General features: G+C 67.9%; 23 protein-coding genes. 11 read left to right on the plus strand and 12 right to left on the minus strand.

What is annotated here, in order from left to right; genetic code table 11:
• Positions 1-75: 75 nt before the first annotated feature.
• Entirely contained in the window at positions 76-1,161 is a 1,086-nt protein-coding gene (locus LGY53_RS11720) for a PLP-dependent lyase/thiolase (protein WP_225726680.1), read from the minus strand.
• A gap of 38 nt (positions 1,162-1,199) precedes the next feature.
• Here LGY53_RS11720 and LGY53_RS11725 point away from each other — a divergent pair, with 38 nt between their 5' ends.
• The gene (locus LGY53_RS11725; RefSeq protein ID WP_225726681.1) at positions 1,200-1,658 is read left to right on the plus strand and encodes an SgcJ/EcaC family oxidoreductase; all 459 of its coding nucleotides are present in this window, start codon (positions 1,200-1,202) and stop codon (positions 1,656-1,658) included.
• A gap of 255 nt (positions 1,659-1,913) precedes the next feature.
• Positions 1,914-2,999: an S-(hydroxymethyl)mycothiol dehydrogenase gene (locus LGY53_RS11730; protein ID WP_225726682.1), complete on the plus strand. Its 1,086-nt coding sequence runs from the start codon at positions 1,914-1,916 to the stop codon at positions 2,997-2,999.
• An 81-nt stretch (positions 3,000-3,080) separates the two neighbouring features.
• Here LGY53_RS11730 and LGY53_RS11735 read toward each other — a convergent pair whose 3' ends face one another.
• Positions 3,081-3,848 (minus strand): helix-turn-helix transcriptional regulator, encoded by a 768-nt coding sequence (locus tag LGY53_RS11735; protein ID WP_308102865.1) that lies wholly within the window; start codon positions 3,846-3,848, stop codon positions 3,081-3,083.
• 55 nt (positions 3,849-3,903) lie between these two features.
• Between LGY53_RS11735 and LGY53_RS11740 the strand changes: the two genes are divergently transcribed.
• Complete coding sequence (locus tag LGY53_RS11740; protein ID WP_225726683.1) at positions 3,904-4,470, plus strand: class I SAM-dependent methyltransferase; 567 nt, start codon at positions 3,904-3,906, stop codon at positions 4,468-4,470.
• Positions 4,471-4,762: 292 nt separating this feature from the next.
• Here LGY53_RS11740 and LGY53_RS11745 read toward each other — a convergent pair whose 3' ends face one another.
• Together LGY53_RS11745 and LGY53_RS11750 are read right to left on the minus strand one after the other, a co-directional pair.
• Positions 4,763-5,323 carry an SWIM zinc finger family protein gene (locus LGY53_RS11745; protein WP_225726684.1) on the minus strand — a complete coding sequence of 187 codons (561 nt, stop codon included), beginning with the start codon at positions 5,321-5,323 and terminating at the stop codon, positions 4,763-4,765.
• Complete coding sequence (locus LGY53_RS11750; RefSeq protein WP_225726685.1) at positions 5,323-7,122, minus strand: DEAD/DEAH box helicase; 1,800 nt, start codon at positions 7,120-7,122, stop codon at positions 5,323-5,325. Before LGY53_RS11750 ends, LGY53_RS11745 begins: the two co-directional genes overlap by 1 nt.
• A gap of 121 nt (positions 7,123-7,243) precedes the next feature.
• Between LGY53_RS11750 and LGY53_RS11755 the strand changes: the two genes are divergently transcribed.
• Positions 7,244-8,011 carry a TetR/AcrR family transcriptional regulator gene (locus LGY53_RS11755; protein ID WP_225726686.1) on the plus strand — a complete coding sequence of 256 codons (768 nt, stop codon included), beginning with the start codon at positions 7,244-7,246 and terminating at the stop codon, positions 8,009-8,011.
• Between the two features lie 105 nt (positions 8,012-8,116).
• Here the strand turns inward: LGY53_RS11755 and LGY53_RS11760 are convergent, their stop codons facing one another.
• Positions 8,117-8,311 carry a hypothetical protein gene (locus tag LGY53_RS11760; RefSeq protein ID WP_036538000.1) on the minus strand — a complete coding sequence of 65 codons (195 nt, stop codon included), beginning with the start codon at positions 8,309-8,311 and terminating at the stop codon, positions 8,117-8,119.
• Positions 8,312-9,180: 869 nt separating this feature from the next.
• Here LGY53_RS11760 and LGY53_RS11765 point away from each other — a divergent pair.
• Positions 9,181-9,555, plus strand: a complete 375-nt coding sequence (locus LGY53_RS11765; RefSeq protein ID WP_225726687.1) for a DUF952 domain-containing protein — start codon at positions 9,181-9,183, stop codon at positions 9,553-9,555.
• Positions 9,556-9,605: 50 nt separating this feature from the next.
• Here LGY53_RS11765 and LGY53_RS11770 read toward each other — a convergent pair whose 3' ends face one another.
• Together LGY53_RS11770 and LGY53_RS11775 are read right to left on the minus strand one after the other, a co-directional pair.
• Positions 9,606-10,250, minus strand: coding sequence for a response regulator transcription factor (locus LGY53_RS11770; protein ID WP_225726688.1), 645 nt, complete (start codon positions 10,248-10,250; stop codon positions 9,606-9,608).
• Positions 10,247-11,458, minus strand: a complete 1,212-nt coding sequence (locus LGY53_RS11775; RefSeq protein WP_225726689.1) for a histidine kinase — start codon at positions 11,456-11,458, stop codon at positions 10,247-10,249. The genes LGY53_RS11770 and LGY53_RS11775 overlap by 4 nt, the downstream gene beginning before the upstream one ends.
• 191 nt (positions 11,459-11,649) lie before the next feature.
• On the opposite strand from LGY53_RS11775, the gene LGY53_RS11780 reads away from it, so the two are divergent.
• Positions 11,650-12,132, plus strand: a complete 483-nt coding sequence (locus LGY53_RS11780; protein ID WP_167476242.1) for a cation:proton antiporter regulatory subunit — start codon at positions 11,650-11,652, stop codon at positions 12,130-12,132.
• 5 nt (positions 12,133-12,137) lie between these two features.
• Entirely contained in the window at positions 12,138-13,319 is a 1,182-nt protein-coding gene (locus LGY53_RS11785) for a cation:proton antiporter (protein WP_225726690.1), read from the plus strand.
• 37 nt (positions 13,320-13,356) lie between these two features.
• Here the strand turns inward: LGY53_RS11785 and LGY53_RS11790 are convergent, their stop codons facing one another.
• The gene (locus LGY53_RS11790; RefSeq protein ID WP_225726691.1) at positions 13,357-14,217 is read right to left on the minus strand and encodes a rhomboid-like protein; all 861 of its coding nucleotides are present in this window, start codon (positions 14,215-14,217) and stop codon (positions 13,357-13,359) included.
• 160 nt (positions 14,218-14,377) lie between these two features.
• Here LGY53_RS11790 and LGY53_RS11795 point away from each other — a divergent pair, with 160 nt between their 5' ends.
• The 4 genes from LGY53_RS11795 to LGY53_RS11810 all read left to right on the plus strand — a co-directional run bounded on the left by LGY53_RS11795 (position 14,378) and on the right by LGY53_RS11810 (position 18,379).
• Positions 14,378-15,790, plus strand: a complete 1,413-nt coding sequence (locus LGY53_RS11795) for an ethanolamine ammonia-lyase subunit EutB (RefSeq protein ID WP_225726692.1) — start codon at positions 14,378-14,380, stop codon at positions 15,788-15,790.
• Complete coding sequence (eutC, locus tag LGY53_RS11800) at positions 15,787-16,659, plus strand: ethanolamine ammonia-lyase subunit EutC (protein WP_225726693.1); 873 nt, start codon at positions 15,787-15,789, stop codon at positions 16,657-16,659. Before LGY53_RS11795 ends, eutC begins: the two co-directional genes overlap by 4 nt.
• A gap of 81 nt (positions 16,660-16,740) precedes the next feature.
• A complete protein-coding gene (locus LGY53_RS11805) occupies positions 16,741-17,514 on the plus strand; it encodes a hypothetical protein (protein ID WP_225726694.1) in 774 nt (257 codons plus the stop codon).
• A gap of 109 nt (positions 17,515-17,623) precedes the next feature.
• Positions 17,624-18,379: a hypothetical protein gene (locus tag LGY53_RS11810; RefSeq protein ID WP_225726695.1), complete on the plus strand. Its 756-nt coding sequence runs from the start codon at positions 17,624-17,626 to the stop codon at positions 18,377-18,379.
• An 8-nt stretch (positions 18,380-18,387) separates the two neighbouring features.
• On the opposite strand, the gene LGY53_RS11815 is transcribed toward LGY53_RS11810, so the two are convergent.
• From LGY53_RS11815 to ppgK, 4 genes are all read right to left on the minus strand, one after another.
• Positions 18,388-19,977: a Na+/H+ antiporter gene (locus LGY53_RS11815; protein WP_225726696.1), complete on the minus strand. Its 1,590-nt coding sequence runs from the start codon at positions 19,975-19,977 to the stop codon at positions 18,388-18,390.
• Between the two features lie 68 nt (positions 19,978-20,045).
• Positions 20,046-21,038 (minus strand): MHYT domain-containing protein, encoded by a 993-nt coding sequence (locus LGY53_RS11820; RefSeq protein ID WP_225726697.1) that lies wholly within the window; start codon positions 21,036-21,038, stop codon positions 20,046-20,048.
• 187 nt (positions 21,039-21,225) lie between these two features.
• On the minus strand, positions 21,226-22,617 hold the full coding sequence (locus LGY53_RS11825; protein WP_225726698.1) for an RNA polymerase sigma factor: 1,392 nt from the start codon (positions 22,615-22,617) through the stop codon (positions 21,226-21,228).
• Between the two features lie 217 nt (positions 22,618-22,834).
• Positions 22,835-23,593 (minus strand): polyphosphate--glucose phosphotransferase, encoded by a 759-nt coding sequence (ppgK, locus tag LGY53_RS11830; protein ID WP_167476232.1) that lies wholly within the window; start codon positions 23,591-23,593, stop codon positions 22,835-22,837.
• Between the last annotated feature and the right edge of the window lie 132 nt (positions 23,594-23,725).

Genomic DNA, 23,725 nt, shown 5'->3' on the forward strand with positions numbered 1-23,725 from the left:
GGGCGTCCCATCGGCCAGTGGTCACGTTTGGCAGCCGGACGCTCCGACGACCTCGGCACCCACCGGACCGGACCGTCACAGACCTTTGAAGCCGTGTGCGGTTGCGACGACGACGGTGGTCTCCGCGGGCCGGACGCGCCCCTGCTGCCGTAGTAGGGCCATGGCGGCGAAAGCCGCATTGGAGCTGGTTTCCCAGCAGTATCCGGCCGACCACATGCGTCGATGCCATTGGGCGGCAACAGGATCGGGGACGACTACGGCGCCACCACCGGAACCCGCGGCCGCGGCGATCGACTGCTGGGTGGTGCTGTCGCCGGCGATCGAGTTGAGCAGTTCGGTCTCCCCCGGAAAGCTCGTGCGCCAATCGGCACCCGCCTCCAGGACGGCCCGCAAACGCGGAAAAGGTTCGACGAGATACAGTCTCGGCACACCCCCGCCCAACTCGATGAATCCGCGATAGATACCGTGCGCGAGATCGCCACGCGAGCTGGGAATTACGACGGCATCCGGACATGAGCCAAGGTCGGCCACGATCTCTTGTGCGATGGTCTTGAAGTACTCGATGCCGAACGGTGAGCAACCGACGACCGGCACCGTGAAGTTGGTGGCATTGAACGCCCGCCCCGACGCACAGTGCCTGGCGACGAATTCCCATCTGGCATCGTAGGTTTCGAACATCCGCACCTCCGCCCCGAGCGCCGACACCCGCTCGGCGAGCGGCGGCGGCACATCCGAGGTCATGGCGATGACGCCCTGTACGTCGTTGGCCGCGCAATAGGCGGCGACCGCCAGCGCCGCATTGCCCGACGATGCCGCGAATATGGTGTCGAACCCGGCGGCCTTCGCCCACCCGACCGCCCCGAGCGCGAAGCGATCCTTGTGTGAGCCGGTGGGATTGCGACTCTCGTCCTTCACCCACCCGTTCGCGCCGAGCCCGAGCCCCTCGCTCAGCCGATACAGGGGAGTCGCTCCGGCTCCCAGCGTCACCGGATCCACCAACGGAAACTGCATATCGGCGGAGTCGTACACGCAGTGCAGATTCGACGGCGTCCCGGCCCGCAGGCAGTCCGGGCATCCCGACGGGTAGTGCCCCGGATCGTAATCGCGCGCACAGCAGATGCATCGCAGCGCCGTCAGCGACGTATTGATCGAAACCGTCACGCCAGCAGCCTAGTTGGGGCCGCGATCGGGCGAACGATTTGACCTCGATCAATGTCGAGGTTTTACCGTCTCCGTTCAGCCGTCTACAGGAAAGGAAACTGATGACTATCAACTCGCCGGCCGAACTTCTGACGAGGTACGAGCGCGCGTTCAACGACAACGATGCCGCCGCGATGAATGCCCTGTTCACCGAGGCGTGCACGTTCGTGAACTTCAGCGGGAAGCTTGTCGACGGCCGCGCCGAACTGCTTGCCGCACAGAAGTTCGTCTTCGACGACGGCGGGCCGCTGACCGGTGTATCGGTCAGCTATGAGCCGGTGAAAACGATCGAACTGTCTGCCTCGCTGGTCCAGATCGTCGCCAGACAACGCACCCGAGGCCACATCGGCCCGGAGCCGGATCCGATGCACGGCATCATCATCCTGACCGCTCGGCGTGACCACGCCGATTGGCGAATCCACGTCGGGCAGAACACGCCGGTACTGGCCGTCGCTTGATGCTGCTCGGCGAGCGGGTTGCTCACGGCGCGGGCAGCCCGCCGAACACTTCGATCTCTGGGTACGACAACGGATCTCGTCCTCGCGATCAACGCCCGTGCGGCGGCCGTTCACGACGTTCGGGCGCGCTCATTCGTGGAGAGGGTGGTCAAGGTGGCGAGTGGTCGCGTTTATGCTGGCTGGGCATGTTCGGCGGCTACACCACACCGCGAGCATCCGGCGCTGTGGCCCGGATGAGGAAGAGGTAGGGCGTCCGTGGCACAGGTGGTTCATGGCGTGATCGCGCGGTCGAAACAGGCGCCGGTCGAGGTGACCCGGATCGAGATCCCGGAACCGGGTCCGCGTGAGGCTGTGGTGCGGATACAGGCGTGCGGGGTGTGCGAGACCGACCTGAATTATCGGGACGGCAAGGTCGGTGACGACTTCCCGTACTTGCTCGGTCATGAAGCCGCCGGTGTTGTCGAGCAGGTCGGCGACCGCGTCGACGAGGTGCGACGGGGCGACTTCGTCATCCTCAATTGGCGAGCGGTGTGCGGAACCTGTCGCGCCTGCCGCAGAGGTAAACCGTGGAACTGCCTGTCCCCGTTCACCGCCGCCCAGTCGATGACGCTCCTGGACGGCACCTCGCTCACGCCGGTCCTCGGGGTCGGGGGCCTCGCCGAGAAGACCCTCGTGCACGCGGGGCAATGCACGAAGACCGATCCGGAGGTCGACCCGGCGGCGGCCGCGCTGCTCGGCTGCGGGATCGCCACCGGGATCGGCGCCGCCCTGCACACCGGGGCGGTCGAACGGGGTGACAGCGTCGCGGTGTTCGGCTGCGACGGTATCGGTGTCGCGGCGATCGCCGGAGCCCGCCTCGCCGGCGCCGATCCCATCATCGCCGTCGACCGCGTTCAGCGAAATCTGGAGTGGGCGAAGAGTTTCGGTGCGACAGACACCATCGATGCGGGTTCCGCGGACGTGGTTTCGCGAATCCTCGCCCTGACCGGCGGTCTCGGTGCGGACGTCGTCATCGACACGACCGCACGACTCGAGACCTGGAAGCAGGCGTTCCGTGCGCGCGGCCCAGCCGGGACGCTCGTCATGCTCGGCTTGCCCGCATCCGACGAGCAGCTCGATATTCCACTGCACGAGCTACGCGTCCGCGGCGGTTCGATCAAGTCCGCCTGGTACGGCGACACCTTGCCCGCACGCGACTTCCCCGCCCTGATCAGTTCCTACCGGCAGGGCATGCTCGACCTGGATGCCTTTGTCACCGAAACGATTTCATTGAGCGAGGTAGAACAAGTGCTGTCGAAGCTGCGCCGACGTGTTGTGCTGCGCTCTGTCGTCCGGCCGTAGTGCGGGCCCGAATCCTGTACTCGCGGCCGTCGGCGGACGCTGCTGAATCGGTGTCGACGGTTGGGCTGTGTGGTGGACCCATCAGGCGGCGAAGTAGCGGCCGGGTGCGGTGCCGACGGTGCGGCGGAAGGCGGCGACGTAGGCGCTGGGGGAGGCGTAGCCGACGCGGGGCGCGATGCGGGCGATCGGCAGGCCCGCGGCGAGCAGGGGGAGTGAGGCGGCGAGGCGGATCTGAGTTCGCCACTGGCCGAACGGGATTCCGGTTTCGGCGACGAAGAGACGGGCCAGTGTGCGCGGACCGGTGGCGACCGCGGCGGCGAATTCGGACAGGGTGCGCGGATCGGCCGGGTCGGCGATCAGGGCGGCGGCGACCTGTTCGGCGCGCGGGTCGGTGGGCGGATGCGCGCCGATCGGGATCACGTCCACCGGCTCGAGCAGATCGAAGATCACCGCCTCGGCGCGGCCGCGGCGGTCGGGTGTGGTGCCCGGCGCGCCCAGATGGTCGAACAGTTCGCGCAGCAGCCGGGTGACGCGGATCATCGTCGGCGCGGCGAACGAGACCGGGGTGCGGCCGGGTTCCAGGTAGATGCCGCGCATTTCGGCGCCGTCGGCGGTGCCGGTGCGATGCGCGGTGCCGCCGGGAATCCACAGCGCCCGCGTCGGCGGCAGCACCCACCGGGATTGCGCCACCTCGACCGCGAGGACTCCTCTTGCGGCCCAGGCGATTTGGTGCTGCGGATGTTCATGGGCGGCAAACCAGTGCCCGGCGGGCAGCACCCCGGCGCCGAACACCATCGCGGTGGCGCCGGGCGGCACCCGGTGCACCGGGATCTGGCCGTTTCGCGACACGATTTGTCACCGTAGCTTGTCGCGGCCACCGGTGTCGCGCCCATAGCGTGCGGTCATGGCAATGAACTACTTTCACCGCATCCTCTGCCGCTCCGCGATGTGGGAGCGGGCCAGCGCGACGCGGATCGTCCCGTGGGCGCTGTCCGGTCTCGAACTCGGCGACGAGACCCTGGAGATCGGTCCCGGTTACGGCGCGAACGTGCGCGCCCTCGGTGCGCGCACCGGCTCGCTCACCGGTCTGGAGATCGATTCCGCGCTGGCCGCCCGGCTGCGCACCCGGCACCCGGGCGCCATCACCGTCGTCGACGGCGACGGCACCCGAATGCCCTTCCCGCCGAGCGGATTCGACTCCGTTGTCTGCTTCACCATGCTGCATCACGTCCCGACGCCCGCCGCCCAGGACGACCTCTTCGCCGAGGCCTTCCGCGTCCTGCGCCCCGGCGGCGTCTTCGCGGGCAGCGACGGACTCGACAGCCGCATCTTCCGCCTCATACATCTCGGCGATACCTGCGTACCCGTTCCGCCGGACACCGCGACCACCCGCCTCGCCCGAGCGGGTTTCACCGATATCGAAATCGAAATCGGCGAGGGAAGTTTCCGCTTCCGCGCCCGTCGCCCATGACTCGGTGCTGGTGTGCGACGGCTGATCTGCCGGATTCGACGAGTCGTCGGTGCGTCGTACGGTGACCGGAATAGTCCGAGTTCGGGAGGTGCCGACCGGTTGAGCGGATCGTCGCGCCGCCACGACGGCGGAAACACCGAGATGGGCGCGGCGGCATGCGACTCCTCGCTTCGGAAAACGTTGTTACGGCCCAGTTTTCGGCTTCCCGCGCATGAAATAGTAGGCGTCGCGAAGCGACTCGTCGGGTGACGGGAGAGCGAGCGCGGGAAGCTGATCGGTGTACCGGAATGGCTCAGCCCAGCGGGATCACCTCGCCGAAGTACTCGGCCGGGTCGAGGCTGTTGATCGGAACCCACTGTGGCATCTCGACAGGTATATCCGAATCATCCTGTGCCGCCTCGAAATAGCCCTGGAGTTCGAGGGCCAGTCTGGGGTTCTGGTCGACGCGGCGGGTGATCTCGTAGAGCAGGGCGAGCAGGTGCAGGCAGCGCGGGTTGCGGGCGGAGCAGGAGCAGTCGGTGCTCGCGATGGCGGGGGCCGGGGAGATATCCGCGTCGCGCAGCATGCGATACATCTCGTCGGTGAGCACCGTGGTGTCCGGGATCAGGGTGGCGATGGCGGTGACGGTGGCGCGGGGCAGCGGCGCGATCTCCAGGTGGGTCACCGACGCCTGGCTGCCGCGATGGATGGTGACCCGCACGATGCGCCCGTCGACCGTCGCGGGCACGCCGTTGTTGCGCGCGACGCTGCGGGCTCGGGGCAGCAGCGGATCGGGGCGGTCCTGGCGCAGCGGCTCGGCGAGCCGGAGCCAGTCCTTGCCCCATGCGGTGTAGCCGAATTCGTTGTCCGCCACTAGTTTTCCCGCTTCCGTCGGAGGATTTCGATGAGTTGGTCGTCGTCGAGTCGGGCCAGCGCCGCGATGCCCGCCGTATCGCCGAGATCGGCCAGCGCGGACTTGCGGTCGTGCATGCCCGCGATATGTTCCTCGACGGTGGTGCTCGAGGTGAGCGTGGTGATGGTGACGGTGCGGGTTTGGCCGATGCGGTGGACCCGATCCGATGCCTGCGCCTCGACCGCCGGATTCCACCAACGGTCGAAGTGGATGACGTCGGCGGCGCGGGTGAGCGTCAAACCGGTGCCCGCCGCCCGCAGGCTGAGCACCAGCACCGGTGGCCCGTCCGAGGATTGGAAGCACCGCACGATCTCGCCCCGCTCGGTCTGGTTCAGCCCGCCGTGGAAGAACGGCGCCCGCACCCCGAACTGTTCGGCGAGGTGCCGGACCAGCAGCTCACCGGTCTCCCGATATTGGGTGAATATTAGTGTGGGCGAATCGGTTTCGAGATTGGTGGCTACGATGTCGGTGCACAGGTCGAGCTTTCCGGAGCGCCCGGCGAGTTCGGTCGTATCCCCGGTGATCAGCCCCGGATGGTTGCAGACCTGTTTGAGCGCGGTGAGCGCGGCGAGTACCCGGCCCTGCCGCTCGATGCCGGAGCCGAAGCCGTCGTCGACGGCGCGGTCGAGCAGTTGATCGTAGAGCTTCTCCTGTTCGGCGGTCAGATCGCAGAGCAGATCGATGCCGATCTTCGGCGGCAGCGTGGCCGCGACCTGAAACTTCTTGCGTGCCAGCAGCACCGGCTCGATCGCGGCGAGCAGCCGGCCGGCCGCGGCGGCCGAGCCCTCCTGGATCGGCCGGGCGAAGCGGCGACGGAACTGTGCGCGGTGCCCGAACAACCTGGGCGCCACCAGGTTCAGCAACGCCCACAGCTCTTCGAGGTGGTTCTCGACCGGTGTTCCGGTGAGCGCGATCCGCGCGTCCGTCTGGAGGGCGCGCGCCGCCTTGGACACCTGTGTCCGCGGATTCTTCAGGGCCTGCGCCTCGTCGAATACGGTTGTGGCCCAATGTCTGCCGCCGAGATCGTCCCCGTGCAGCCGCAGCATCGGATAGCCCGTGACCACCACATCGCCCGCGGCGGCGGCGAGTTCGCCACCGCGCCAGGCGATCACCCGCAGCGTCGGCGCGAACCGGGCCAATTCGTGACCCCAGTTGCCGACCAGGGAGGTCGGGCAGACCACGAGCTGCGGTCCGTCCGCCGCCCGGCCCACCAGGAATCCGATGGTCTGCAGCGTTTTTCCGAGACCCATCTCGTCGGCGAGTACGGCGCCACCGTATGCCGCGGTGGTCTCGCGCAACCAGCCGACGCCGCGCACCTGGTACGGCCGCAGGTCGGCCCGCAGCGCGGAAGCCAATTCCGATGCCGTAGAACGGGTTTCCTGTAAAATCCGCATCGCCCGCGCGGCCGAGACGATCGCGGTCCCGGTGGCATCGGGTACCGCGTGCGCCGCGATCGGCAGGGTCGCTTCGGATTCCACCGAATCCGTCAGCAACGCCCGCCAGGCCTGAACCGATCGCGCGGCCGAACCCGACGGGGTCGGAACAGCCTGTGCCGCTGGCGTATCCACGTTCCCCAGGTAACCGGCATCGTCGATTGTCAAGGCCGCGAAGGTATCCGGGTCGACCAGTGCGCAGTCGACCTCGGTGATCTCGATCGCACCCGCGTCGCCGGCCGGCACGGCGAGCGGGATGGTCGCCGATTCGCCGAGTTCCGGGGCGGGTCCGAGGGCGGTTCCGGTCCATGTCCACAGCGCGAACATGTGCCGGTCGGGCAGGTAGGTGGCTTGTGTCGTTGGCAGAGCGGACCCCTCATATCGGCGTATGGTGTACGGAGTATCTTTTCAACGTACGCCGTACCGACTTTGTTCCCGAGGGGGCAGCTTGTCCGAATCCGCGGATCCGGCGCGGCAGTTGCTCACGCTGCTGTGGCGGGAATACCTGCCGCCCCGGCGTCGCGGGCGCGGCCCGAAGCAGGCGGTGAGCGTCGACGCGGTGGTCGCCGCCGCGATCGCGCTGGCCGATCGGGACGGCTATGCGAAGGTGTCCATCCGCACGGTCGCCGCCGAACTGGGCCTGCGGCCGATGAGCCTGTACACCTATGTGCCGAGTAAGGAGGCGCTCACCGCCCTGATGGCCGATGCGGTGGCCGAGGCGGACGCGCCGATCCCGCCGGAGCTGCCGGTGCGCGACCGGATGGCGGCTATCGCGCGACAGGTCAGGGCGGAGCTGCTCGCGCATCCCTGGCTGCTGGAGGTTTCGCCGTGGCGGATGGTGCTCGGCCCGGGCCGGATGCGCCGGTACGAGCGACAGCTGGCGGCGCTCGACGGCGCCGGTCTGTCCGATCTGGCGATGGACCGGGTGGTCGCGGTGCTCTCGGAGTTCGCGACCGGCAATGCCCGCATGGCGATCGCCGGGTCCCGCGCGACCGCCGAGCTGTCCGATGCCGAGTGGTGGGCCGAGCACGGTCCCGCGCTCACCGAGCTGATGCCCGCCGACCGCTTCCCGCTGTCGTCCCGCGTCGGCGCCGCGGTCGGGGAGTTCTATCAGGCGCCGGCGGATCCGGCGGGCGCGTTCGAATACGGTCTGGCTCGGCTGCTCGACGGCATCCTCGCCGATACCGGAGGCCGGGCCGTGAATACCGAGCCGTGACCACCGAGGCCGGAAACGCCGACAGCGGGCGACCCGTGTGAGGCCGCCCGCTGTCGCGCGCTGTTCTGTTGTCTGATGCTGTTGTAGTAGGACGCGAGGAGTTGGTCAGAGCGCGGGAGCCGACTCCGTGTCGATCACGGCATCGAGCTCACGCAATCGATCCATGTGTTCGTTCGCGTGGTGCTGGCAGAAGAGCAACTCTCCACCCGCGGGCAATACTGCACGCACTCGGGCAGCCGCCCCGCAGCGGTCGCAACGGTCGACCGCGGTCAGTGGGGTGCTTGTCAGGGTTCCTGGCATGACTCCTCCGTCCTGGCTCCCGGCACTCGGGCCGTTCGCCTGGTGTGGGGCCCATGGTCACTCACCATGAGCTCGCTACCGCTACTTCCCAGCAGTGGTATGACTACTCTGTCAGACGTTCGGGACGGGGGCTTTGTTCCCGCTGGCGATTCTTTGTGTTTTCGCTAACACGACCAGGGATTTCGCTACCGGCGAACACCGCTGGTCAGGTAACGGACACCGTAGGATCACCACCTCGAACTACCGATCCAGTTGTCGTACGGGCAGATTACCCGTGCCCTCCGACACCCACACGCGGGTTCAGCATCTTCTCAGCTCGATACCATAACGGCCCCAGCCGGACTGAGCCGCGCCGCGGCGGAACCCCTACGGGGTGAGCCGAATCCGGGGCTCCGCATCGGGACGGTGCCGACACGCGGTCGGTTCGCGCCCGTGTCGATCCCGATGCGGGAACGGTCCCGGGCCGATCCGGGCTTCTCACCGATATCGGCACGTCAGCTGGGGTGGCGTGCGAATCGGCGATCGGCCGATGTGCCTTCCGTCACATATGTATCGGCCGTGCAGGTGTTGGTGTGACTACCCGAGCCCAACGGATCACAAACCGTCCAGTATCCGATTTATCCGGAATGCCCCCAATTCGAGATGTGATGCACGCCACTCCCTAAGGTGCGGACCTCGACCCGAGCGGCGCCCGTACGTGGACACCGGCGACCCGGCCCGAACGGGCGCGCCCCGGGTCGTGATCGACGTGTTACCGAATTGGATAGGGGTTCAGCCGGATTCCCGATCGAGTCGCCGGAATCGGATGTGCTCGAACGCGGTTGGTGTCGGCGAGCAACCCGCACCGGGGTCGGCTACGTTGGGATTCGATGAACGACGAGCGAACCACCCAGATGCCGGACACGCTGGTGCACATCTGCACCACGGCGGAGTGGCTGTCCGCGCGACAGGCAGGCGAATATCGTCCACCGTCGCTGGACGAGGTCGGGTTCATCCACCTGTCCGCGCCGGAACAGGCGCATCTGCCCGCGAATCGGCTCTTCGCCGGACGCGGCGATCTGGTCCTGTTGCGCCTGGACCCGTCCCGGCTCGGCTCGCCGGTCGAATGGGAGCCCGGCGTGCCGACGGATCCCGAATCGATGCTCTTCCCACACCTTTACGGCCCGCTGCCGGTCGATGCGGTGACCGCGGTGGTCGAATACCGGCCGGGTCCGGACGGCAGCTTCGCCCCGCTCGATCACTGAGCACGAAAGCCGAACCGGCCGTTCCGGTTTCCGATGCCCGCGTTTCCGGACTACTTGTCCCGAATCTCGCGTGCCACGATCGCCGCCTGAACCCGTGATCGCACACCGAGTTTCGTCAACACCCGGGACACATGCGTCTTCACCGTCGTCTCACCGATGAACAGCCGCTGCGCGATCTGGGCATTGGACAGACCGTCGCCCAGACAATCCAGCACTTCGCGTTCGCGATCGGTGAGTTCGGCGAGCCCGGAGGGAGCCGGTTCGGCCTGCTCCGTGGGGGCCGTCGCGAATGCGGTGATCACCGCCCGCGTCACCTCCGGGGCCAGCACCCCGTCGCCCGCCGCGACCCGGCGCACCGCGTCGACCAACTCCCGGCCCGACGCCGATTTCAGGATGAATCCGGACGCACCGGCCCGCAGCGTCCGGAAAACGTATTCGTCCAGGTCGAAGGTGGTGAGGATGAGTACGCGGGCCGGGCCCTTCTCGGTGATCCGCTCGGTGGCGCTGATGCCGTCGACGCCGGGCATTCGCACGTCCATCAGCACCACGTCGGGGCGCAGCGCCCTGGCCTGCGTCACCGCGATATCGCCGTCGGCGGCCTCGCCGACCACCTCGATATCGTCCTCGGCGTCCAGGATCATCCGCAGCCCGGCCCGGATCGCGCCGTGATCGTCGGCGATAAGTACCCGGATCATGCCGTCTCCCTGGCGTTTTCATCGGTGTCGGCGGTAATCGACAGCGGCAGTGTCGCGCTCACCCGCCAGACTCCGGAATCCGCCCCGGCCGTGAAGGTTCCGCTCAACGCGGTGGCCCGCTCGCGCATGTTCACCAAGCCGTGCCGAGGGCTGTCGCCCGGTCGATCGCGCACCGCGCCAAGGGGATTGCGCACCGTCAGGGTCAAAGTCGAATCCTCCGTCCGGATATCGATGTCCACCGGGCTGCCCGGCGCGTGTTTCATGGCGTTGGTCAACGCCTCCTGAATGATCCGGTACGCGGCCTGATCCACCGCGCGCGGCGGTGCGACGGTGACCGGATCGCGATGGATCCGCACGGCGATGCCCGCCGACCGCGCCGCGTCCACCAGGATCGGCAGCTGGTCCAGCCCGCGCGGCGCGGCGATGTCCTCGCCGCCGTCGTCGCTGCGCAGCAGCCCGATCATGGTGCGCATCTCCTGCAGCGCGCCGACGCTGTTGGCGCGGATCGACCCGAGGATGCCCGCCATCTTCGGATCCACGTCGGTGCGGGCCAGCACGCCGAGCGCCGCCTCGGACTGGATGGCGATCGCCGACAGATGTCCGGCGATCACGTCGTGCAGGTCGCGGGCCATCGTCTTGCGCTCGTCGGCGATGGCGGCGCGCCGGTCCAATTCGGCGATCATGGTCATGGCCTGTAGCCGGGCCCTTTCCGCATCGGCGACATCCTTGTGTGTGCGCACCGAATTCGCCCACCAGATCGGCGTGCCGACGAAGCTGAACACCGCGATCACCGCCGCCGCGACGGAACGCATATCCTGCGTCAGCACCAGTGTGAGCAGCACCATGGCACCGGCGAAAACGAACCAGACCACCGCGACGATCCTGGACGCGCGCGGCCCGGCGTACAGCACGGCCGCATAGATCAGGTCGGCGTAGATGACCCATACCGACACCGTCGGGCCGAGATGGGTGTCCAGCGCCAATGGGATGAGCCCGCCGAGCATGGCCCACAACGGTTTTCGCCGCCGGAAGAAGGTGGCGACGCAGACCGCGGCCAATATGGCGAGCCGCACCGTGAGCGGTATGCCCTCGCCGCGATTGGTCATCGTGGACAGGTGGGCGAGATACAGAGCGGTGCCGCCGAGGAACGTCGCCAGCGCACCAACAGTGTCCCGCGCCGTCCCGGACAACTCCGACCAATGCCTCACCGCACCATCTCAGCACACCCGGCGCGGCGGGCGGGTCCGCCGAAATGATGAGCGCCCCGAACCGCTGACGTGCGTTTTCGTGCCGGATGCCGAACAAAGTAAAGCAACCACTAGGCGAGTGCCTCGCACAGGAGCTCGGCCCGGCGCGGGCTGTGGACGGCTTCGCCGGCAGCGCCTATTAGGCTGGTTACGTGAACGTCGACGTGACCGCTTTGCCCGGAATTGGTGTGCGGAAGGACTTCCAGGTGCGGTCCGGCCGCCGGATCGGCGTGGTGGACCACCGCGACGGCGCCATCGATCTCATAGTCTCCAAATCCGACGACCCGGATGCCTGCGCCGCACAGATCCAGCTGACCTCCGACGAGGCCGCGGTGCTCGCCAACCTGCTCGGTGCGCCGCAGCTGGTGGCCCAGCTGCGCGAGGACCACCGCGACCTACCCGGGATCACCACCCGCCAGCTACCCATCGCCGAGAGTTCGCCGTATGCGGGGCGCACCCTCGGCGAAACCCAGATGCGAACCAGGACAAAGGTATCCATCGTCGCGGTGATGCGCGCCGGGCAGTTGCATCCGTCGCCGGGCCCCGATTTCACCTTCGCCGACGATGATCTGCTCGTGGTGGTCGGCACACCCGACGGACTCGACGCGGCCGCGAAGATCCTGACCCACGGCTGAATCTCGTGCAGGAAACCGCGCTCGCCTTCATAGAGCTCGGAGCGGTCCTCTTCGCCCTCGGAATGATGGGGCGAGTAGCAGGTCGCTTCGGCGTGTCCCCGATTCCGCTCTACCTACTCGGCGGCCTCGCCTTCGGTAAGGGCGGCATCATCGAACTCGACGCCGCCGACCAATTCGCCCATCTCGCGGGCGAAATCGGTGTCGTCCTACTGCTTTTGCTGCTCGGCCTGGAATACACGGCCGCCGAGTTGATGACCGGCCTGCGCCGCTCCTGGGCGGCGGGTCTGGTCGATATCGTCGCCAACGCGACACCGGGAGCGGTGGTCGCGCTGATGCTCGGCTGGGGCCTCAACGGCGCCATCACGATGGCCGGGGTCACCTATATCTCGTCATCCGGGATCGTGGCCAAGGTGCTCAACGACCTCGGGCGGCTCGGTAACCGGGAAACCCCGGTGATCCTGTCGATCCTGGTCTTCGAGGATCTGGCGATGGCGGCATATCTGCCGATCCTCACCACCGTCCTGGCCGGGCTCAGCTTCCTGACCGGGCTGAAGGCGGTGGCCATCGCGCTGGTCACGGTCACCGTGGTGCTCGTGGTGGCGTTGCGGTACGGCCGCTACGTCTCCGCGATCGTCGACAGCGCCGACCGCGAGGTGTTCCTGCTCAAGCTGCTCGGCGCGGCGCTGCTGGTGGCCGGCGTCGCCTCCTCGTTGAACGTGTCGGCGGCGGTCGGTGCGTTCCTGCTCGGCATCGCGATCTCCGGTTCGACGGCGCACGAGGCGACGAAACTGCTGGAGCCGCTGCGGGATCTGTTCGCGGCGATCTTCTTCGTCGCCTTCGGTTTCGGCACCGATCCGCGTGCCATACCGCCGGTGCTCGGCTGGGCGGTCGCGCTGGCGATCCTGACCGTGCTGACCAAGACGGCGACCGGTTGGTGGGCGGCCAGCAGGCAGGGCATCCGGCGGATGGGCCGGGCCCGCGCGGGCGCCGCATTGATCGCGCGCGGCGAATTCTCCATCGTCATCGCCGGATTGGCGGTGGCCTCCGGCACCGTCAGCGGTGATCTGGCGGCGCTCGCCTCGGCCTACGTCCTGCTGATGGCGATACTGGGTCCGGTCGCCGCCCGCTTGGTCGAGCCGGTCGTGCGGTTGGCGCAGCGGCGGATACGGCCCACGGTCGGTTCCTGACGGGTTCGGGCGGCTTCGGCGAGCGGGATGACCCGGCTCAGCCGGATCCGTTCGTCCCGATGCCGCCCCGCACCGCACCGACGCTGTTCTGATCGAAGCCGTCCGCCGACACCTCGCCGGTTGCGGCCGATGCGACCTCGCGTGACTGCCTGGCCTCCCGGCGCCGCGCCGCCGCCCGATCGATCCAGCGCCAGAACGTCACCGCCAGCAGTGCGGCGAGGAATCCGATCGCCGCGGCGCTCAGGTGGCCGTAGTTGGTGAAATTCGGTGTGCGCCAGGCGGAGACGACGAGCACGACGAACAGGGTGCCCGCCCAGGCCAGCCGGACCAGCCCGGTGAAGCGGAAGGCGAGCGCGGCGAGCACCGCGGTGAACCCGTAGCTGGTGCCGACATCGGAGGCGTAGCTGATTTTGTGCGGGATCAGATTCAACTCGATGGCCCGCGCGATACCGGTGACGGTGAGCAGCGTCGCGCCGACGTGTCCGGTGGCGAACAGCAGAATCCAGCGGCTGGTGCCGAGCCAGCGTTCGGCGGCGGCCATCACGATCAGGAAGCTGATGATGGTGGTCCACGGGAAGCCGCCGTCGGTCCAGAAGGCCGAGGCCACCAACACCTGAATCGGGTTGTGCCGCATGTTGTAGAGGTTGGTGGACGCGGAGAAGATCAGCCTGCGTTCGATGGCGTCGCCGAGTCCGCGCAGCGTCCACCAGGTGACGAACAGCGTGAACGCGTACGCGGTGCTCGCCGGCGCGGCCGAGAGGTGCGTGCGTATAGCCGGCAGCACCCGGCGCCACAGGGCCGGACGGCGCAGCCATTCCTGAGCGGCCTGCAGCTCCGCACCCAGATCGATGGTCTGGGTCCAGGGAGTCCGAAGCCGTGTCGAAACGGGGGCAACCACTCTGCCAGTGTGCCGCGTTCGCGGCGTCGCGCCACCCTCGACGCGCCCCCGCTGTGTGCCTCGTCACCGACCTGGGACCTCGCCCGTAACCTCGGGTCACGTCCGGGCAACAAACGCCGCGAAGAATCGATTCGATCTTGCTCGCGGATCTAGGAGTTCCATGACCCGGTATGTGCAGCGACTCGGCGGCACCGCATACGTTTTCAACGGACTGGTCGAACTGCTCGCCAAGGCGACCCCGCTGCGCAGCGGCGATCAATTGGCGGGTTGCGCGGCCGGATCGGATGCCGAGCGGGCGGCCGCGCAGTGGGCGCTCGCCGACCTGCCGCTCACCACATTTCTGCACGACCCGGTGGTGCCCTACGAAACCGACGAGATCACCCGGCTGATCATCGACAGCCACGATCGTCTTGCCTTCCAACCGATTTCGCATCTGACGGTGGGCGGGCTGCGGGACTGGCTGCTCACCGTCGCCGCGCGGGACGACGGGGCGGCGACGCTGGCGTCGGTCGCGCCCGGACTGACACCGGAAATGGTGGCCGCGGTCAGCAAGATCATGCGCAACCAGGATCTGATCGCGGTGGCCAGGGCGGTCGAGGTGCGGTCCGGTTTCCGGACCACCATCGGCCTGCCCGGCACGCTCGCGACGCGATTACAGCCCAACCATCCCACCGACGATCCGCGCGGTGTCGCCGCGGCCATCCTCGACGGGCTGCTGCTCGGCTGCGGTGACGCGGTGATCGGCATCAATCCGGCCACGGATTCGCCGAGGGCCACCGCCGATCTGCTGCGCCTGCTCGACGAGGTGCGGGTGCGCTTCGACATCCCGACCCAATCCTGTGTGCTTTCGCATGTCACCACGACCGTCGGGTTGATCGAAGCCGGTGCGCCGGTGGATCTGGTGTTCCAATCCGTCGCCGGGACCGAGGGCGCGAATGCCGGTTTCGGCGTGAACCTTTCGCTGTTGCGGGAGGCCGACGCCGCGGGCCGGTCGCTGCGCCGCGGCACCGTCGGCGACAACGTGATGTATCTGGAAACCGGCCAGGGCTCCGCGCTCTCGGCGGGCGCGCATCTGGGCACCGACGACAAACCGGTCGACCAGCAGACCTTGGAGGCGCGGGCGTACGCCGTCGCGAGGGAGCTGCGGCCGCTGCTGGTGAACACCGTCGTCGGCTTCATCGGCCCGGAATACCTCTACGACGGCAAGCAGATCATCCGGGCCGGGCTGGAGGATCACTTCTGCGGCAAACTGCTCGGCCTGCCGATGGGCGTCGACGTCTGCTACACCAACCACGCCGAGGCCGATCAGGACGATATGGATACCCTGCTCACCCTGCTCGGCGCGGCCGGTGTCGCCTTCGTCATCGCGGTGCCCGGCGCCGACGACGTCATGCTGGGCTACCAGAGCCTCGGTTTTCACGACGCCCTCTACGCCCGCCGCGTGCTGAACCTGCGTCCCGCACCGGAATTCGCCGCATGGCTGGACCGTCTCGGCATGCTCGACGCGAGTGGGCGGGTGGTGCCGATCGAACCGCACGTCTCGCCGCTACGGGCACTGGCGGGTGCCCGATGAACGCGAAAGTGTCGCTGCGGCCCCGTTTTTCGGACTCACACGCGGGAGATTTGTCGGGTGCGTCGGCGGAAAATGTCGCAGCACAAGACTTCTGGCGAGAACTACGGTGGACCACCCAGGCCAGGATCGGGCTCGGCCGCTCCGGTGACGCGGTGCCGACCGCCGGGTTGCTCGAGTTCCGGGCCGCGCACGCGGCGGCGCGGGACGCGGTGCACACACCGCTCGATGTGACCGGGCTGGCCGAACGCGTCGCCGCGCTCGGACTCGGCAATCCGGCGCATGTGCGCAGCCGCGCCATGGACCGCGCCGAATACCTGCGCCGGCCCGATCTCGGCCGGTTGCCGGTGGAACCGGGAACCTTTCCGGGACGCGGACTTTCGGCGGTCGGGCGCAGCCGGGCCGAGATCGGCTTCGTCCTCGCGGACGGATTGTCGCCGCAGGCGCTGGCCGAGCACGGTGTGCCGACGCTCCAGGCATTGATGGGCGAGTTGGGCCGCCGCTACACCCTGGCGACACCGGTTATCGCCACTCAGGCGCGGGTGGCGCTCGGCGATCACATCGGTGCGGCGATGGGCGTCGATACGGTGCTCGTCCTCATCGGGGAACGCCCGGGCCTGTCGGTGGCGGCCAGCCTCGGCATCTACCTCACCCACCGTCCGCGGCCCGGCCGCACCGACGCCGAGCGCAACTGTGTCTCGAATATCCATCCACCGGCGGGCCTCGACTACACGCACGCCGCGAAAGTGGTGGCGGGCTTGGTATCCGGTGCGCGACGGCTCGGGCGGTCCGGCGTCGATCTGAAGGACACCTCGGATCACGCGGAACTGTCGGCAGGCTATGCGCTGGAAGCCGACGACGCCGTCGCTTAGGTTGCGGCCATACCCGGGGAGCCGACGGCGGTGGTGCGAGTTCGTTGGCCCGCAGTGCCGTCACCCGGTTACCGTCGCCTGGTGAGCAAGAGTCGAGCGACGCTGGCGGGAAGTTTCGCCGTACTCGTCGCGTGCACCGTCGTGACCGGATGCGGCGCGACCGATCAGCATGCCGATGGTCCGGCGAAATCTGTTGTCACGCGGTCTGATTCGCCAGTAGTTAGGCCGTCCGGCAGCGCCGCGGTGACGATCGGCGAGGTACCGGGCGATGCCGATGCCGTCAAAGCGATACAGCCCTGGGCGCGTGATCTCGCGGGCGGCGATATCGACCGGCTGATCCGCAACTGTTGGACCATCGAACCGGATCTCGCCCGGAAGATGTACGCGGACAGGGACGGTATTCTCGACGCGCTGGCCAGGCGTGGCGTCGACGGGCAGTTCGCGGTGATCTGGCGGGGTCCGGCGGAGACGGTTCACGTGCAGCGCAACGAGATCGCCTCCGGCTACGCGTGCCCACGGGTGATCCGAGCCGGATCCGATGCGATCTACGGCGAGGCCGATGCGCGCTACGTGGTCCGCCGGTATCTGTCCCGACTGATCGGCGCACCGGTGAACCCCGACGATGTCGAGGCGAAGTATCGGCTCGTCTGCCCCGATTCACCGCTGCTCGGCAAACCCGGAATCCTGCCGGGCATAACCGCTTTCGCGGCCGACGGGATCACCTCGCGGCCCGGCCCGAACGCCGAGGTCGCGGTGACCGTTCCGGTGACCGATGCGGCGGGTACGGCGCAGACGATCACTTTCGCGTTGACTGTGAGCCAGGACGGCTACTGCATCAAGGATCTCGCCGCCTGATCCGATATCCGTTGCGGGCCGGAATGTTAACGACCGGATCACCCGATGTTCCTTTGTCATCAATTATATAGTATTGTGGCGCAACGCATTTCGCGAATACCGTCGGTCCATGAAGAGCATCCGGAAAATCGGTCTCCCTGCGCTCGCGGCCTGCGCGCTGCTGACCGCCTGCGGCTCCGGCAGTCACCCGACCACCGAATCATCGACCGCATCGACTCGGCCGCAGCCGGATTCGGCCGTGCAGGGCGCGCCGCAGGCCACCGTGCCGGTCGGTGCGGTGCCCGGCAATCCGGCCGCGGCGCAGGCGATCCAGCCGTGGGCCCGCGATCTCGTCGGCGGTGATTTCGACCGGCTGATCCGCAACTGCTGGACCATCGAACCGTCGCGCGCCCGGGAGATGTACGGCGACAAGGACGGAATCCTCGCGGCACTGGCACAACCCGGACGCGACGGCCAGTTCACGGTCACCTGGGAGGGTCCGACCAAGACCGTGCACGTCTACCGCGACGAAATCGCCTCCGGTTACGCGTGTCCGAGGGTGAGCGCGACCGGAGCCTTCACCACGCTGAACGAGATCGACGCCCGTTACGCGCTGCACCGCTACCTCGGACGTTGGACCGCGTCACCAGTGAACCCGGACGACACCGAGGACAAATACCCGCTCGTCTGCCCCGGTTCACCATTGGCCGACAATCCCGGAAAGGTCACCGGCGCCGACGCATTCGACGAGGGCAAGTCGACCGTGGCAGCGGCGGATTACGGCGGTTACGACATCACGGTTCCGGTCAGCTCCAGGTACCGCCAGTCGCTGACCTTCCGGCTCGCCATCGGCCCGTGGGGGTACTGCGTCAGCGATGCCAACTGATACCACCGTCACGGCATGCCGCCGCCCGCACGCAGGTCGAGGCGGCGCATGACCCGGTCGACCACATCCGGTGGGACACCGGGCTCCCGCCGGGCCGTCAGCGCCTCGGTGCGTCCGGCCTCGAGGACATCGTTGGTGATGGCGCGCATCCGCTTGCTGAAGCGCAGGGTGCGCTCGGTATTGAGTTTGGCGTTGGAGTCCGCGGCGCCGGGATCTGCTTGGGCGAGCCTGCGTTCGAAGCCGTCGCGCAGGCGTTCGTAGACCTCGTCGGGCAGCCGCTCGGTGGCGGCGATCTCCTTGAGCCGGTCCAGTTCGGCGCCGAGTACCCGATTCCACAAGCGCCGCTCCAGTTCTCGCTCGGCCTCGGTGTCGGCGTGCACGCCGGTGATCCGCACCACCGCGGGCAGCGTCGTGCCCTGGACGAGCAGGGTGAACAGCACGACGGCGAAGGCGCAGAACAGGATTTCGCTGCGGTGCGGAAACGGCGCACCGGCATCGGTGCCGAACGGGACGGCCAGCGCGAGCGCGACGGTGGCCACCCCGCGCATACCGGCCCACCAGGTGACGATGGTCTCCCGCCAGGTGTACGGTTCGTCGGCTTCCCTTCTGCGCCAAGCGGTTCGGAAAATGGCCCAGGTGGTGAGCAGCCAGGCCAGCCGCAGCAGCACCACGACCGCGATGACGAGTCCGGCGGAGCCGAGGAAGCGCGGCCATTCCGGTCCGGCGTCGCGCAGCACCGTGCTCAGCTCCAGCCCGATGAGGCCGAATGCGAAACCGGTGACCAGCATTTCGGTGATCTCCCAGAACGAGTCGCCGACCAGCCGGTAATCGCTGTCGCTGAAATCCGTTGCGGCATCGGTCAAATAGAGTGCGCACACGAGCACCGAAAGCACCGCGGAGCCGCCGAACGCCTCGGCGATGCCGTACGCGGCGAAGGGCAGCAGCAGCCCGAGCGCCACCTGCCAGGTGGCCTCCGACAGCCGCGCCATGAGCCTGCTGCCGGTCCAGCCGAGCACCAGCCCGACCACGACGGCGACCACCGCCGACACCAGGAAATCCCAGAGCGCGCCGGCCACCGAGAATTTCCCGGTGACCACCACCTCGATCGCGATGGTGTAGATGACGATCGCCGTCACATCGTTGAACAGCCCCTCGCCCTCCAGCACCGAGACCAGCCGCCGCGGTAGCCCGAGCCGGCTGGCGAGCGCGGTGACCGCCACCGGATCGGGCGGGGCGACGAGGGCGCCGAGCGCGACGGCGGCGGCCACCGGAACCGTCGGCACCCCGGCGTGGAAGGAGATCCCGACGCCCGCCGCGGTGGCCAGCACCAGTCCGACGGCGCGCAGCGAGATCGCACCCCAGTTCTCCGCGAACTGCCGCCACGAGGTGCGCCGCGCCGCGGCGTAGAGCAGCGGCGGCAATATCAAGGGCAGTATCAGTTTCGGCTCGATCCGGATATCCGGTACCACCGGGATCAGCGCGAGCACACAGCCGAACGCGGTCATCAGCACCGCGGGCGCGAGCCCGGTGCGTTTGCCGAGTGGCTGCGCCAGGATGGTGGCCAGCAGGACGACGAAGAGCAACGCCAACTGATGCACTCCAGCCAGTTTGCTCAGCGTATGCGCGAATGTCGACCGACCGGTCCGCGTGTCGCCAGGCGCAGGGCCTAGTGGCGCGCTCCCGAATTGATCGGCCAGCTGCCCGTGGTGGTCGACTCGGTCCAGGACCGGTCGGCGGGCCGCCGCGCCGGGGGAGCGGTGTACCGCCGCGGTCGCGAGGCATACGGCCGGTGCTGTTCGATGTCGTCGTCCGGATGAACGGCGGCGTTGACCGGCACCGGCGCGTCCCGCCACGAGGGTTCGGCGGACGGCTGTTCCGTTTCGGCGGCGCGCCGGGCCGGTTCGGAACGGCGGGAGAACTTCAGCGGCGGCAGATCCATGGTGCTCTCGATCTCGGTCAGCCCGACGCTGATCAGCAACAGGATGGTGATCATGCTGAAGGCCACGATGATCGGTGCGAGCACCTCCATCGCGCCGGAGCCGCTCGGCGGCAGCACATGGTCGGCCCGCCGCGCGCTGATCGAGGCCATCCCGGTGTAGTGCATCCCGGTCACCGCGACGCCCATGATCAGCGCCGCGGCCACGGTCGACAGAAATCCCTTGACCCGCAACGTGAACCAGAGCGCGACGGTGGCCGCGACGACCGCGATCAGCACCGAGAGCCCGACGATCGCGCTGTCGTAGTGCAGCATCGCATCGGTCTGCATGGCGTACATGCCGGTGTAGTGCATACCCGCGACGCCCAGGCCGGTGATGGCGCCACCGGCCAGCAGGCTGACCCAGGTGGGTTCGGGCTTGTTCACCAGGAACAGCCCGATGCCGACGACGATGATCGCGGTGAGCGCGCTCAACAGGGTGAGCGGCACGTTGTACCGGATCTCCGAGCCGCGGATGGTGAAGCCGAGCATCGCGATGAAATGCATGACCCAGATACCGGTTCCGCCGATGGCGATGGCGGCGCCGACGAGCCAGCCGACCCGTCCCTCGTCGGAGCGGGCGCGGGCCGCGCACTGCAGGCCGAGCAGCGATCCGGTGACGGACATCGTGTAAGCGAGCACCGGCGTGAGCCAGCCGTAAGTGAAGTGATATACGTCGAGCACCTAAGCCCCCATTGCCGAACCGGGGTGCGGCGTGAGAAATAAAAACGATTCAGACCATACGTCAGTACGCCGGGGTACGCACCCCAGTCCGCGTGTCGCGCATGGAGTTTCGCGATGAAGGCCCCGAAATGTAGTGCACCCGGCCAACTTTCGTCGGCCGGGTGCTCAAATGTTGAACCAGTTGCGGCTAATCCAGGTAGTCCCGCAGCACCTGGGACCGGCTCGGATGACGCAGTTTGCTCATCGTCTTCGATTCGATCTGCCGGATGCGTTCGCGGGTGACCCCGTACACCTGGCCGATCTCGTCGAGGGTGCGCGGCTGGCCGTCGGTCAGGCCGAAGCGCAGCCGGACGACGCCGGCCTCGCGCTCGGACAGCGTCTCCAACACCGACTGCAGCTGATCCTGCAGCAGCGTGAAGCTCACCGCGTCCACCGCGACGACCGCCTCGGAGTCCTCGATGAAATCGCCGAGCTGGCTGTCGCCCTCGTCGCCGATGGTCTGATCCAGCGAGATGGGTTCACGCGCGTACTGCTGGATCTCCAGCACCTTCTCCGGCGTGATATCCATTTCCTTGGCCAGCTCCTCCGGGGTGGGCTCGCGGCCCAGATCCTGGAGCAGCTCGCGCTGGATGCGGCCGAGCTTGTTGATGACCTCGACCATATGCACCGGGATACGAATGGTGCGGGCCTGGTCGGCCATGGCGCGGGTGATGGCCTGCCGGATCCACCAGGTGGCGTACGTGGAGAACTTGTAACCCTTGGTGTAGTCGAACTTCTCCACCGCGCGGATCAGACCCAGGTTGCCCTCCTGGATCAGATCGAGGAACGCCATGCCGCGGCCGGTGTACCGCTTGGCCAGCGAAACCACAAGGCGCAGGTTCGCTTCCAGCAGATGGTTCTTCGCGCGGTTGCCGTCGCGGATGATCCAGTTGAAGTCACGGCGCTGCGCGACGGGCAGCTTGTCGCCGCCCTCGGTGAGCTCGCGCACCTTCTCCGCCGCGTAGAGACCGGCCTCGATCCGCTTGGCGAGTTCGACCTCCTCCTCGGCGTTGAGCAGCGCGACCTTACCGATCTGCTTGAGGTAGGCGCGCACCGAGTCGGCCGAGGCGGTGAGTTCGGCGTCCTTGCGGGCCTGCCGCAGCGCCTCGGATTCCTCTTCGTCCCAGACGAAATCGCCGGAGGCCTTATCCGCGGCCGACGGCTCGTCGGCCTCCTCGGACTCGGCCCCTTCCTCTTCCTCGGCGACCTCCTCCGCGGCGTCGTCGACCAGATCCTCGGTGAGGTCGTCCTCGGAGACCTCCAGATCGTCGAGATCCTCGAGATCGAGATTGTCGTCCTCGAGATTCTCGTCGATCCCGGGCTCGCCCTCGGCGGAGGTCGCCTTCTTGGCGGCGGCCTTCTTGGCGGGGGCGGCTTTCTTCGCGGCGGCCTTCTTGGCGGGGGCGGCCTTCTTGGCGGCGGCCTTCTTCGCCGGAGCGGCCTTCTTCGCGGCAGCCTTACGGACCGGCCGTTGTGCGGTTACATCTGCGGAGTCGGCCTCGGCCGAGTCGGCGGTCTGACGGGTATTCGTGGCTACCACGTACGCCCTTTCGTGACGGTCTCGTGCGGCGTCACGCCAGAGTAAAAGTTCCGGCGGAGCGGGTTCTGTCGGGTTTCACCGGCGAAAGGCCGGCTGGGGGTTTACCGGCTAACCGCCGGGCACGTTCCATTGTAACGATCCAACCAGCCTACCTAGGCACGATGCCCCGTTGTCGCAGTTCGTGGTGGAAACGCGCTGCCCTCTTACAATGCCCGGCCTAGGGGGAGATGCCCTGGTCGATGGCCATCGCCGCGCCGACGATCCCCGCGGTATTCCGCAGGAAGGCCGGGATGACCGGAGTTCGATTGGTGAGCAATGGAATCCACTGGTCGGCGTCGCGGCTGATGCCGCCGCCCGCCACGAACACCTTCGGCCAGAAGAGATTCTCGATCCCGATCAGCACGGTGCTCACCGCCTCGGCCCACTGCGCGTAGCTGAGCCCGTCGCGATCCTTCACCGAGGCGGCGGCCCGATGTTCGGTCTCCATTCCGCCCACCTCGAGATGGCCCAGTTCGGAATTGGGTACCAGCGTGCCGTGGTAGAGCAGCGCCGAGCCGATGCCGGTGCCGAAGGTGAGCAGCAGCACCAGGCCGTCGAAATCCTTTGCCGCGCCGTACCGGTCCTCGGCCAGCCCGGCCGCGTCGGCGTCGTTGAGCACGGTGACCTCGCGCCCGTCGAGCGCCTTCGCGAACAGGGTGCGCGCGTCGGTGCCGACCCATCCCTTGTCGATATTCGCCGCGGTCTGCACGATGCCGTCGAGCACCACCGACGGCAGGGTGATACCGACCGGGCCGTCCCAATCCGCCTGTGCCACTACCTTGGCGACCGTATCGGCCACCGCCTGCGGCGTCGAGGGATGCGGTGTCGCGATCTTGATGCGCTCGTGCAGCAACTCGCCGGTGGCCAAATCGACCGCGGCGCCCTTGACGCCGCTGCCACCGATATCGATCCCGAATGCGTGCCCCCGAGCGGACATGACTAACCCCTCGTTCTCTGTGCTTGGCCGGTGTGGTGCGCGACCGCACCAGGCCACGCGCCCTCGGCGGGTGGTGCCCGACGCGGCGCTGTGTCGTGCACGACAAGAGTAATGCGCAACCCATACCCCATA

This window comes from Nocardia sp. JCM 34519.1 (assembly GCF_020361265.1).
Classification (GTDB): domain Bacteria; phylum Actinomycetota; class Actinomycetes; order Mycobacteriales; family Mycobacteriaceae; genus Nocardia; species Nocardia arthritidis_A.

Bases quoted from the DNA above. Each gene is read 5' to 3' on its own strand.
- LGY53_RS11740 (WP_225726683.1), top strand. From the start codon at position 3,904: ATGGCAATGAACTACTTTCACCGCATCCTCTGCCGCTCCGCGATGTGG.
- LGY53_RS11750 (WP_225726685.1), bottom strand. From the start codon at position 7,122: ATGTTCGCGCTGTGGACATGGACCGGAACCGCCCTCGGACCCGCCCCG.
- LGY53_RS11760 (WP_036538000.1), bottom strand. From the start codon at position 8,311: ATGCCAGGAACCCTGACAAGCACCCCACTGACCGCGGTCGACCGTTGC.
- LGY53_RS11765 (WP_225726687.1), top strand. From the start codon at position 9,181: ATGAACGACGAGCGAACCACCCAGATGCCGGACACGCTGGTGCACATC.
- LGY53_RS11770 (WP_225726688.1), bottom strand. From the start codon at position 10,250: ATGATCCGGGTACTTATCGCCGACGATCACGGCGCGATCCGGGCCGGG.
- LGY53_RS11795 (WP_225726692.1), top strand. From the start codon at position 14,378: ATGACCCGGTATGTGCAGCGACTCGGCGGCACCGCATACGTTTTCAAC.
- eutC (WP_225726693.1), top strand. From the start codon at position 15,787: ATGAACGCGAAAGTGTCGCTGCGGCCCCGTTTTTCGGACTCACACGCG.
- LGY53_RS11810 (WP_225726695.1), top strand. From the start codon at position 17,624: ATGAAGAGCATCCGGAAAATCGGTCTCCCTGCGCTCGCGGCCTGCGCG.
- ppgK (WP_167476232.1), bottom strand. From the start codon at position 23,593: ATGTCCGCTCGGGGGCACGCATTCGGGATCGATATCGGTGGCAGCGGC.